Here is a 12,119-nt window from a genome sequence, read left to right on the forward strand (position 1 = left end):
AATGATTAGTTGCTAGAGAGTTCACCGATATAAGTAGCTTTATAAGCCCCATTCTCAGTTATCAGTTCCTGGAGGATTAAATTTCCTGAGTAAGTCCTTCCCATCTCATCTACAAATTCTTGATAAAACTGACTGGTCGGAATTTCTCTGACATCCTTATCAAATGTCTTGTCAAGTGTTTTACTAACCTTTTCGGCAATCAACTGATGCTCTTGTAATCCACTTTGAAACTCTGAACCCAAACTAGAAACCATGACTGGGATAAGCAACAAAGTCAGTAGACTTACAGACAATAAGGAAAATAGTGATTTTTTCATGATTTTTCCTCCTTTATATAGAGAGAATAGCATACATAGAAAGCCTTGTCACTATATTTATCTCATTTTTCAGAAAATTCTTTTATTTCTGTAAAGTCTACGATACTCGATGTGTTTTTATATAATGATACAGTCTGAGAATCACTGTTCCGCTAGCCATTCCAATGGAAATGACCAGAGCCAGCATAACAACTAATGTTGCACTTGCCAGCGCTTTATTATAGTCCCCTGTCACAAAAAAGGCAGTTGTCCGATAGGAGAGATAACCCGGAACCAAGGGTGCCAAGATTGCTAAGATAAAGACCACAGCAGGAGTCTTATAAAGAATACTTAAAATCTGGCTGACACAAGAACCTATAATGGCTGCAATAAAAGTAGCCACAATAACATTGGTCGGTTCCTTGAGCAAGAGATAGACTAGCCAGACAGCCATGCCCAAAATTCCTCCTGGTAAGAGCATGGACCGCTGAACATTGAGTACGATTAGAAAGGTAATAATAGCAAGAAGACTTGCTACTGCTTGTAATAAAAAGGTTATTAGTGTCATATTAGTTCATCAATACCAAGGCGACAGAAGTTCCTGCCCCTAAAGCAAGGGTAATGAGCAGGGATTCAAACATCTTGCTCATACCAGAGTTTATGTGGTTGGTCATAATATCACGAACCGCATTGGTCAAGGCAATTCCTGGAACAAACGGCATGACCGCACCAGCTATAATCAAGTCTGCCGTTGAAGGAAAGCCTGTGTAGCGAGCCCAAAACTGGGCAATCATTCCAAAGACGAAGGCCCCAGCAAAGGCTGTCACAAAGGGAATTCGGATAAACTTCTCCACATAGAGGGAAAAGGCAAAACCAAATAAGGTCGCCACTCCTGCCCCAAGTGCGTCGTAGATATTTCCACTAAACATAACCGAAAAGAAAGGAGCACTTAAGGTCGCAGCCAGAGTTACCTGCAACTTAGTATAGGGAAGGGGTTGGGCCTGCAAGGCCGTCAATTGCTTAAAGGCTGTTTCTAAATCAATCTGCCCCCCAACCAGCTGACGAGAAATCTGGTTCACATCGCAGACTTTTTCGATGTTATAAGAAGAGGAGGTCACCCGCTTCATACGCGAAATATTGGTATTTTCAATAGAGAAAAAGATAGCGGCAGGCATGGCAAGGACATTGCAATCCACAATCCCCTGCGAATGCGCAATCCGAATCATGGTATCTTCTACGCGATGAATCTCTGAACCACTTTTAAGGAGAATAGTCCCCGCTAGCATAATCACATCGATGACGGCATTTAATTCTCTTGATTCTTCCATGCGTTCCTCCTTTTATCAACTCCTTCTATTCTATCACAAATCCGGACTCAAAAAAAATCTTTGCCATGAAATCATGACAAAGATTGATTACTTATTTTGATTATCCATCTGATTTTAAGGAGTAGCTGAACTTGTTTTAGGTTTGTAGATTGAAATCTTGACCCTTGTCTTATTGAGGTCTACCTTTTCACCTGCTCTAGGACTTTGTTCAACAACCATGCCTTCTGCACTACCTGCAGGTGCTTTCGTCACTTCTACAACTTCTATATTGGCTTCCTTAATCCCAACAATTTGAATCAAATTGTTCTTAGTAAACTCCAAGCTGGAACCAATGTAACTCGGCATGGCAACACTTGTAACTTTTTTAGCTACTGTCAAGACGATTTGAGTAGGTTTACTCAAATCATAAGGGATACCTGCACCTGGACTTTGTTTCATAATCGTTCCTGGTTCGCTTTCGCTGGACTCTTCTTCCTCTATCTTAATCAAATTCTCAGGAACCTTCTTCTGCTTGAGTTCTGAGATGACTTCTGTAGAGTTCCGTCCAATATAGTTCCCTAATTGAATCGTCGTAGCTTTTTTAGCCACTGTCAAGACAATTTGAGTTGCCTTGCTCAAGTCATAGGTCGTACCTTCTGGTAGACTTTGCTTCATGACCGTTCCAGCCTCACTCTCCTTGGACTCTTCTTCCTCAATTTTAATCAAATTATCTGGAACTTTTTTCTCTTTTAATTCCGCAATGACATCAGATGATTTCCGACCGACATAATTACTAATTTGGAAAGATTGCTTGCCTGATGAGACAACCAAATTGATTTTCGTTCCTTCTTTTCGACCAGTTCCAGCGCCAGGATCTGTACGGATAATCCGCCCTTCCTCCACCTTTTCACTAGCCTCTGACTTCTCCTCGCCAATCTCAAAATTGGCTTTCTTGAGGGTTTCCTTGGCTTCCGCAACTGTCTGACCTGCCACATCTGGAATGGCAATGGTTGCAGGAGTTCTGGATAGTATCCAAATAAGAGAGGCTGCCACCAATACAAGGCTGGCCAAAAAAATCAGGTAACGCATCTTAAATCTACGTTTTTTCGGTGCTTGTGGTTGGTAAGTTTCCTCTGTCACAGCCTGGCTTGTTTTTTTGATTGGTTTGTGTTCTGTCTGCGCTTGAACCTTAGGAATAGATGTCAAGGTACTCTGGGAAACCTTCGGTAAGGTCTTGGTATCTGCCTTAGTCGCATCGTCAAAGATCAGCTTTGGTTCATTACGACGATTATAAGACAAACTACTAGACAAATCCACATACATCTCAGCAACTGATTTATAGCGATCTGTCAATTTCTTAGCAGTTGCCTTGATAACAACATTCTCCAAAGCCTGGGGCACAGATGGATTCTCAGCAATAACGGACGGCAGGGGTTTTTGGAAATGCTGGAGAGCGATGGTCACTGCACTATCCCCATCATAAGGGATATGGCCTGTCAGCATCTCATAGAAAATGATCCCCATGGCATAGATATCACTTTGTACAGTCGCCTTAGAACCACGCGCCTGCTCTGGTGACAAGTAATGAACGGAGCCCAGCATCGAGTTAGTCTGAGTCAGACTCGTCTCAGCAAAGGCTACTGCAATCCCAAAGTCTGTAACCTTGACAGTCCCATCTGGTGTCAAGAGGATGTTTTGAGGTTTCAAGTCCCTGTGAACAATCCCTCTGGTATGAGCCAAACGCATGGCGAGAAGAATTTGTCCCATGATACGGACGGCTTCTTCATTAGAAAGAGGATAGTGTTCCTTGATATAGCGTTTAAGGTCAAGTCCAGCCACATACTCCATAGCGAGGTACTGTTGACCGTCTTCCTCACCAATATCTGTTATCCGAACGATATGAGGATGGTCTAAATCTGCCATAGCTCTCGCTTCACGCTGAAAACGAGCTACAGCTATCGGGTCCGTCTGGTAGTTGGTCCTCAGAACCTTCACTGCCACTTCTTCCCCGTCTAGAATCAAATCTTTGGCTAAGTAAACATCTGCCATGCCTCCTCGACCAATCTGTTTGACAATCCGATAGCGTCCGGCAAAAATCTTGCCGATTTGGATCATTCTGCATCCTCCTCGTTCATAGAAACAAGGGCAACCGTAATGTTGTCTAAACCTCCTGCATTGTTAGCAAAACGAACAAGTGTCTCCGTTTTATCTGCTAAAGGAATATCACTGGTTACAATATCACGAATCTCACTGCCTGAAATCATGTTGGTCAAGCCGTCACTATTGAGCAAGAGATAGTCACCTGACTCAAGGATCACTGTCCCAAAATCAGGCTGAATTTCATCTTTTTGCCCAATAGACTGGGTGATAATATTTTTTTGCGGATGAGCTTCTGCCTCTTCTGGTGTCAATTGACCAGCCTTGAGTAATTCATTGACCAAAGAATGGTCGCTCGTCAACTGATGGTATTCTTCTCCACGAATCAAGCCGATACGCGAATCACCAATATGAGCATAGATAGCCTGATTATCGATAATAGCAAGGACTTCCAAAGTAGTTCCCATGCCTCTGTAAGCTTCATCCTGACCAAGCTGGTGAATCTTTTGATTTTCAATTTCTAGGTAATGGGCGAACCATTCACGCACTTCATTGACTGTATCGATTTGGGTATCAACCCAAGCTATACCTAGGTCTGTTACCGCCATTTCACTAGCGATATTCCCTGCGCGATGACCTCCCATCCCATCAGCTAAAATAATCATGGTACGTCCAGCTCTATTGACATAGTGGTTGACATAGTCTTGGTTATTTGTTCGTTTCTGACCAACATCTGTTAATAATGAAATTTCCATGTGTCAGTTCCTTCCTAATCCGATATCTTGCGAAATTGACTGATGAAGAATCCATCACTTCCATACAATTCAGGTGTAATGAGGATACAGCCGTCTTTCATGATATCCTTACATTCATGTTCTAGTTTTACCTGCTCGAACTCGGGATGACTTTCTAAAAAGGCCTCAACAACTTGAAAATTCTCCTCTGAGACAATAGTACAGGTGCTATAAGTTATTATACCACCTTTGCCTAGTGTTTGACAAACACTACCTAATATTTCTAGCTGAATTTCCTGTAAGGACGCGAAATCTGCCGTTTCTTTATTGTATTTGATATCTGGTTTTCGGCGCAAAAGACCGATTCCTGAACAGGGAGCATCCACCAAAATCTTATCAAATGAATTCTGCCCAAAAAACTCATGCACCTTTCTGGCATCCAATTTTTGCCTTTGAACCCGATCTGCAACTCCCAGACGTTGAGCATTTTCTTGGATTAAGTCCAACTTGTGATCGTACAAGTCCAGAGCAGTAACCTGACCTGTCGTGAGATAAGAGGCTATATGGGCTGTTTTCCCACCCGGAGCCGCACAGGCATCAAGCACTCGCTCATCTCCCTGCAAATTCAAAGTTGGCGCAACCAGCTGACTAGACTCGTCTTGGATGGTTATAGTCCCTTCTGCAAACAAATCATGGCCTGCAAAATGCCCTTGCTCCTTAACCAGACCAGTGGTTGCTAAAAGGGAATTATTCGCCTCCAATAAGGCTTGGATTTCCTCTTTTCGGCTTAAATCAGTTACACGAATACTGGCCTTGTTTCGCACCAAGAGACTTTCAAAAATAGCTTGCGCTCGCTCCTCTCCGTATTCTTCCTTGAGCTTTGCAACTAGCCAAACCGGAAGGGAATAAGCGATGGAGTCACGCTTGTTTTTTCGTTTGATGCTAGCAATATCTGGCCAGCCTTCACGCAAGATACGGCGAAGGACGGCGTTGACCAATTTTTCACTGCCTTTTTTACGGACTTTGGCCAATTCCACTGCTTCATTGACCACAGCATAATCTGGAATCTTGTTCAAATAGCGGAGCTGGTAGGCACTCATGAGAAGAAGGACATAGAGCCAGTTATCTAACTTATCTCTGTCTTCGATAAAATGGGATAGGTACCATTCCAGAGTCAGTTTACGGGCTACCGTTCCATAGACTAGCTCGGTCACTAAGCCCTTGTCTGCTGCCGAAAGTTGACTTCCCTTGAGATGCTTATTTAAGGCGATATTTGAGTATGCTTGATTGATAAAAACATCCTCTAATACTGCCAGGGCTAAACTTCTAGCCGTTTCTACTTTAGTCACCAAATCGTTCTCCTACAGTCAATGTACGTCCAACTCCGTTGAGGAAGGAAGCGATGTCCATCTTAGGCTTACCAGCTGGCTGCACTTGCTTAAGAGACAAAGCTCCTTCTGCCGTTGCGACAATCAATTCTTTCTTGCCGATAGAGAGAATCTCTCCTGGATTTCCCTGACCTTCTACTGGCAGGGCTTCATAAATCTTAAAGCGGTCGCCCTTAAGGAAAGTATGGGCAACAGGCCAGGGGTTCATCCCTCTGATTTGGTTGAAAAGTTGACGATTGCTTTTAGTCCAATCCAACTTTTCTTCCTCTGGCTTGATATTTGGCGAGAAAGTAACCTGACTTGGATCCTGCGGTTCAGGTTTGATGTCACCAGCAATGTAGGCAGGCAAAGTATCCAAAAGCAAATCACGACCAACTAGCGCCAATTTTTCAAACAAGGTGCCAACATTGTCCTCATCTGTGATCGGAATACTACGACGAGAAATCATATCCCCTGCATCCATTTCCTTAACCATCTCCATAATGGTTACACCAGCTTCCTCATCACCTTGAATCAAGGCATAATGGATCGGAGCACCACCACGATGTTTAGGAAGGAGTGACGCGTGAACGTTGACCGCAAAGTCCATGCTATCAAGGAGTTTACTTGGGAGAAACTGGCCAAAAGCGGCAGTCACAATCCCATCTGCTCCTAGCTTCATAAGATCTTCCATCTCTGGACTTCCAGATAGTTTTTCAGGTTGGTAGATAGGAAGTCCTGCCTCTTTTGCAGCTTGTTTAACTGGGGTTTCCTGGATAACTTTTTTACGTCCGACAGCACGGTCTGGCTGGGTCACAACGGCTAGAATTTCGTAACGGTTATCTGTCAAAAGTCCTTTTAAGACTGTTGCTGAAAAGTCGGGTGTCCCCATAAAGATTAGTTTTGTCATATCTTCTCCTTCTTATAAAAATTGCTGTGGCTCATGGTCAATGCTGAGACGGAGCTCACTATTTTCCCTTTCTTGAGTCAAGGCCAAGACCTGGTTGAGGGTTGGTCCCAGCTCATCTTCTAAACGGTATTTAATTAAAATCTGGTAATGATAGAGGTTGTGAGTACGGGCGATGGGTTTGGGCGTTGGCCCGAGGATGTTACTGGTTTCAGACAAACCTGACCGCAAAATGTTCATGACTTCATAGGCACGTTTGACCACCTCTTCTTCTTTCTTGTGAGAAAGGGTAATGCCAATGGTGAAATAGTAAGGTGGATAGCCAAGTTGTCGTCTGATACCCATTTCATAAGCATAAAAGCCTTCGTAGTCCTGGTCTTTTGCAAATCGAATAGCGTAGTGCTGAGGATTGTAAGACTGAATCAAGACCTGCCCAGCTTTTTCAGCACGTCCTGCTCGACCTGCCACCTGAGTCAAGAGCTGGAAGGTTCTCTCAGAAGAACGGAAATCAGGCAGATTCAAGGCCGTATCCGCATTTAGAACACCGACTAGGGTCACATTTGGAAAATCCAATCCCTTGGCAATCATCTGAGTACCTAGTAAAATATCTGCTTCCCCTCGCCCAAACTGGTCAAGCAGAGCTTGGTGACTACCTTTCTTACGAGTCGTGTCCACATCCATGCGCAGAATGCGAGCCTGGGGAAAGAGTTCTGCTAGCTCGTCATAAGCCTTCTGTGTCCCTGTCCCATAGTAGCGAATACTGCGGCTCTTACAGTTAGGACAGACCTGAGGAATGTCCTTCGAAAAACCACAATAATGGCAGTTCATATTCTTGGTATCCATGTGCAAGGTCAAGGAAATATCACAGTTGGGACAAGTATCCACCGTCCCACACTCCCGACACATGACAAAGCTAGAATAACCACGGCGATTGAGCATGAGAACCACCTGCTCTTTTTTAGCCAGACGGTCCTGAATCGCTTCTAGCAAAGGAGGCGTAAAATTTGACGTCTCGTTTTGTCCGATATAGTCCCGAAAGTCAATCACTTGAACCTCAGGGATTCTAGCTAAAGGATTGGCGCGTTGGGTCAGACGTAAATGTTGATAAACGCCTTTGCCAGCCCGAGCACGGCTTTCCAGACTAGGAGTTGCTGAACCAAGCACCAGAGCCGCTTGATTATAATGAGCCCGTAAAATAGCCACCTCTCTAGCATGGTAACGGGGATTACTGTCCTGCTTATAAGTCGCTTCATGCTCCTCATCGATAATCATGACACCTAGATTTTTCAGCGGAGCAAAGATGGCAGATCTAGCACCAACAACAACTTGGGCATCGCCGCGTTCCACCTTGCGCCATTCATCATACTTTTCACCATTGGACAGGCCTGAGTGAAGAATGGCCACTTTCTTACCAAAGCGAGCAATAAAACGCTCCGTCATCTGCAGAGTCAAGGAAATCTCAGGCACTAACAAGATGGCTGTTTTCCCCTTATCCAAAGCTCCTTGGATTATTTGTAAGTAAACCTCGGTCTTCCCACTTCCTGTGATCCCTTGAAGGAGGAAGGGAGGCTGATGACTACCAATAGCACTCACAACCGCATCACGCGCCTGTCTTTGCTCTGGATTCAACTCCAAAGGCTGACTTGCTTCAATCCCTTCAAAATAAGCAGCCGAGCGTTGCACTTCCTTTTGGACTATGGACACAGCACCTTGTTCCACAAAAAAGTTGACCTGCTCCCGTGAGTAGGACTCTAACAAACTAGCCAAGGAAGCACTCTCAGGATGAGACAGCAAGTAATCTCTCAATTCCAACTTTTTCTTGGCACGCGCAGATATTTCAACACCTTCTAATTGAGCTAGATTCACCTCATACCAAGACTGGGTCTTGACCTTCTTTTGATCGACTGCCTGATATTCCAGACCAAGTAGGCCTTTTCTAGTCAAACGCATCATTTCAGCTTGCTTACCTAAATCCAGAGAAGAAAAGGCTAGTGAATCTTCAGAACCAAACAAGCGCTCTCGGTCTTCCTGACTCAGACCTTCCAGAGGATAGAGAATCTTGTCATAGCTAGAATTTAGAAATCCCGGTAGCATAGCCTTGAGAATAGAGATTTTGTAAGAAAATACAGATTTGCGGAGCTCCTCAGCCAGCCAGAGTTGTTCTTGCGTGAGAACAGGAGAAAAATCCAGTACCTCGGCAATATCTTTTAAATCTTGACTTACCCCTTCTTCATCCACTTGGGACTCCAAACCAAGAACAATCCCTTGAATCAGGCGATTGCCCTTACCAAAAGGCACATGAACCCGCATCCCAACTTCTAGCATTCCCTCAAATTCCTTAGGAATCTTGTAACTATAGGGCTGGTCCGTCTGCATCAAGGGCACATCTACAATAATATTGGCTATAACCATCTTCTCACCTCCTCCTTGTCAGTACATTCTTACAATAGAAAAAATAAGATTGAGTCCCCCCAACCTTAAATTTTTTCACCATCTTCTTTTTCTTTAGCGATTTGCTCTTTGATTTTCTTTTCTTCTTCTTCTTTGCGGCGTTTTTCTTCTTCGATACGGCGACGCACTGCTTCACGTTTCCCTTCTGGGTCTGGGTGAATGGTTACGTTTCCTGATTCGATTTCTTCTAGAGCGCGAAGAGTTGATTTTTCAGACTTGAAACCTTGAGTTGCTGGTGCACCTGCTTCCAATTCGTGGGCACGTTTTGCTTCCAAGATTACGAGTGAATATTTTGAAGGAACCTTGTCGAGCAAGGTATCAATAGAGGGTTTTAACATCATTTGCTTGTACCTATTTTCTAAATTTTATCGGGTAGTTGGAGACTTTGGTAACATCTCCTGATAGTGACCAATGACACGGTCCACACGGAAGTGCTCTGCTTCGATCACACGTTTGACACGCTCAGCAGCTAGGGGCACCTGATCGTTGACAATCGCATAATCATACTCACGCATGAGAGCAATTTCTTCCTTGGCTTTTTCGATTCGTTGGGCAATCACTTCTGCGCTATCTGTTCCACGACCTACCAAGCGGTCTTGTAATTCATCCAAATCTGGTGGTGTCAGGAAGATAAAGACAGCATCTGGAACCTTTTTCTTAACCTGAAGAGCACCCTGAACTTCAATTTCAAGGAAAACATCGATTCCCTTGTCCAAGGTTTCATTGACGTAGGTCAGAGGAGTTCCATAGTAGTTGCCGACATATTCTGCGTATTCCAACATCTGTCCTTGACGAATCAGCTCTTCAAACTCTTCACGAGTACGGAAGAAATAGTCACCACCGTCCACTTCTCCAGGACGTTGTGCGCGTGTCGTCATCGATACAGAGTATTGAAATTGATTTTCAGAACTCTCAAAAATCTCTCTTCTAACCGTTCCTTTGCCAACCCCTGAAGGACCAGAAAAAACGATTAGTAAGCCTCGGTCTGCCATTGTGTCTCCTTTTAGTCAGTCTGTGAAATAACATTTCTCTAGAATAATGGCAAAAAGCCAGATTATCCTTTACAGTCTTTCTATCTAGTGTAACAAAAAAGCAGTAATTTTTCAACTGCTCTTTCTTATTTATTTAGATGTGTTGTGATTCGAACGTGAAATATCGCTTTTAAAATATCTTCAGAAAATAGGTCTATACCATTTACAAATGAAAAAGAAAGGTTTATAATGTAATTGACATAATAAATTGTAGAATCAATTTTTTAAGGAGGTTAACATTATGCCTAACTATATTAAAGCGGATCAGTTTTTCTACCCACACGGAGTTCGTCGAGGTGGTTACTTGGAACTTGTGGACGGCAAGTTTGGAAAACATGTAGAGCAGATTCCTGAAGGAGCTGAGGTGATTGACTATACAGGTTATAGCATTGCTCCAGGACTTGTGGATACCCACATTCATGGATTTGGCGGTGTGGATGTTATGGATAATAATATCGAAGGAACGCTTCATACTATGAGTGAAGGACTCCTCAGCATGGGGGTAACGAGCTTCTTGCCAACAACTTTGACATCGACTTATGAGCAATTGCTTGCGGTAACTGAAAATATCGGTGCTCGTTATCAAGAAGCAAGTGGCGCGAAAATTCGTGGAATTTATTTTGAAGGGCCTTATTTCACAGAGAAATACAAGGGGGCTCAAAACCCTGCCTACATGAAAGATCCTCGCATGGATGAGTTTCGTGCTTGGCAAAAAGCAGCAAATGGCTTGCTAAATAAAATTGCTCTTGCGCCAGAGCGTGAAGGTGTAGAAGACTTTGTACGGACTATCACCGGAGAAGGTGTAACGGTTGCTCTTGGGCACTCAAACGCGACTTTTGATGAAGCTAAAAAAGCAGTCGATGCTGGAGCGAGTGTTTGGGTACACGCCTACAATGGAATGCGTGGGTTGACTCACCGCGAACTGGGTATGGTTGGAGCCATGTATCAATTACCTCATACCTATGCAGAGTTGATCTGTGATGGCCATCACGTAGATCCAAAAGCCTGCGAAATTCTTATCAAACAAAAAGGGACAGAAAACATTGCTCTTATTACAGACTGTATGACAGCTGGTGGATTGGAAGACGGTGACTATATGTTGGGAGAATTCCCAGTTGTCGTTGCAAATGGAACTGCACGCCTCAAATCGACAGGTAACTTGGCAGGTTCTATCCTCAAACTCAAAGATGGTGTGAAGAATGTAGTCGAATGGGGAATTGCGAATCCGCATGAAGCAGTCATGATGGCCAGCTTCAACCCAGCTAAATCCGTTCACATCGATGACGTCTGTGGACAAATTCGTGAAGGTTATGATGCAGATTTTATTGTTTTAGACAAAGATTTGGAATTGGTAGCAACCTATCTAGATGGTGTGAAACGTTATCAAGCATAAGAGAGAAGAGTCTGGGCAAAAGTCTAATTTGAGGAGAAAATCCAGTAATACTCCTTTGAAGTCAAAAAGCAACAAACACTGTCAACTATTTGTTACAACTCCATTAATTAGTATTCCACTTTCTAAAATCAGTATTTTGAGCTGTGCAATCCAAGTCTTCTAATTTGTTTTTTAATTTCTGTTTAGTATAAATTTTACTTGGGCAGTAGACCAACTTGGAGCGTTTACGAGTTGTTCCAGGCTCAGTTTAGCTTGTTTTCTTAGTCTCTTCTTTGTCTTTCTGTGAGACTTGGGAGAGAGGATGTTTTCCTTATAGAGTATTTTTCTAACAGTTGTATCAGAGAGCTGAATTCCCTCTTCTTCAGCTAGTAATTCACAGAAATGAAGGACATTTGGTTTATATGTTTCATAGGAGAGGTATTTCTTTAGGACACGTTCTTTGATTTCATCAGGGATTGCATGTTTTGGTTTTCGATTTCTGTTTCCGTGTCTGAAGGCTTCTTTTCCTTTCTGTTGATAGGCTAGTAGCAGACGAT

At 43.4% G+C, this 12,119-nt stretch carries 11 protein-coding genes and 1 pseudogene; 1 reads left to right on the plus strand and 11 read right to left on the minus strand.

From position 1 onward, the window contains the following. Positions 1 to 5: 5 nt before the first annotated feature. The 10 genes from HT669_RS00645 to gmk form a co-directional block, all read right to left on the minus strand. Positions 6 to 254 (minus strand): hypothetical protein, encoded by a 249-nt coding sequence (locus HT669_RS00645; protein WP_025170610.1) that lies wholly within the window; start codon positions 252 to 254, stop codon positions 6 to 8. Between the two features lie 160 nt (positions 255 to 414). Further along, positions 415 to 864 carry a threonine/serine exporter family protein gene (locus HT669_RS00650; protein ID WP_000172685.1) on the minus strand — a complete coding sequence of 150 codons (450 nt, stop codon included), beginning with the start codon at positions 862 to 864 and terminating at the stop codon, positions 415 to 417. A gap of 1 nt (position 865) precedes the next feature. Then, positions 866 to 1,624 carry a threonine/serine exporter family protein gene (locus tag HT669_RS00655; RefSeq protein ID WP_000392948.1) on the minus strand — a complete coding sequence of 253 codons (759 nt, stop codon included), beginning with the start codon at positions 1,622 to 1,624 and terminating at the stop codon, positions 866 to 868. A 114-nt stretch (positions 1,625 to 1,738) separates the two neighbouring features. Beyond that, positions 1,739 to 3,718 carry a serine/threonine-protein kinase StkP gene (stkP, locus tag HT669_RS00660; RefSeq protein ID WP_023940838.1) on the minus strand — a complete coding sequence of 660 codons (1,980 nt, stop codon included), beginning with the start codon at positions 3,716 to 3,718 and terminating at the stop codon, positions 1,739 to 1,741. Next, positions 3,715 to 4,455 (minus strand): Stp1/IreP family PP2C-type Ser/Thr phosphatase, encoded by a 741-nt coding sequence (locus HT669_RS00665; RefSeq protein WP_000406237.1) that lies wholly within the window; start codon positions 4,453 to 4,455, stop codon positions 3,715 to 3,717. The genes stkP and HT669_RS00665 overlap by 4 nt, the downstream gene beginning before the upstream one ends. 14 nt (positions 4,456 to 4,469) lie before the next feature. Further along, positions 4,470 to 5,783: a 16S rRNA (cytosine(967)-C(5))-methyltransferase RsmB gene (rsmB, locus tag HT669_RS00670; RefSeq protein ID WP_007284879.1), complete on the minus strand. Its 1,314-nt coding sequence runs from the start codon at positions 5,781 to 5,783 to the stop codon at positions 4,470 to 4,472. After that, a complete protein-coding gene (gene fmt, locus HT669_RS00675; RefSeq protein WP_000163714.1) occupies positions 5,776 to 6,711 on the minus strand; it encodes a methionyl-tRNA formyltransferase in 936 nt (311 codons plus the stop codon). The genes rsmB and fmt overlap by 8 nt, the downstream gene beginning before the upstream one ends. 12 nt (positions 6,712 to 6,723) lie before the next feature. After that, complete coding sequence (locus tag HT669_RS00680) at positions 6,724 to 9,120, minus strand: primosomal protein N' (protein ID WP_000233902.1); 2,397 nt, start codon at positions 9,118 to 9,120, stop codon at positions 6,724 to 6,726. A gap of 65 nt (positions 9,121 to 9,185) precedes the next feature. After that, positions 9,186 to 9,500 (minus strand): DNA-directed RNA polymerase subunit omega, encoded by a 315-nt coding sequence (gene rpoZ, locus HT669_RS00685; protein WP_000979235.1) that lies wholly within the window; start codon positions 9,498 to 9,500, stop codon positions 9,186 to 9,188. 24 nt (positions 9,501 to 9,524) lie between these two features. Further along, a complete protein-coding gene (gene gmk / locus HT669_RS00690; RefSeq protein ID WP_000775034.1) occupies positions 9,525 to 10,151 on the minus strand; it encodes a guanylate kinase in 627 nt (208 codons plus the stop codon). 280 nt (positions 10,152 to 10,431) lie between these two features. Here gmk and nagA point away from each other — a divergent pair, with 280 nt between their 5' ends. After that, positions 10,432 to 11,583 (plus strand): N-acetylglucosamine-6-phosphate deacetylase, encoded by a 1,152-nt coding sequence (gene nagA / locus HT669_RS00695; protein WP_001134440.1) that lies wholly within the window; start codon positions 10,432 to 10,434, stop codon positions 11,581 to 11,583. Between the two features lie 246 nt (positions 11,584 to 11,829). Here the strand turns inward: nagA and HT669_RS00700 are convergent. Further along, positions 11,830 to 12,119: pseudogene (locus HT669_RS00700) on the minus strand (ISNCY family transposase); the annotation flags it as partial.

Source organism: Streptococcus sp. 2100 (assembly GCF_013276335.1).
Classification (GTDB): Bacteria; Bacillota; Bacilli; order Lactobacillales; family Streptococcaceae; genus Streptococcus; species Streptococcus pseudopneumoniae.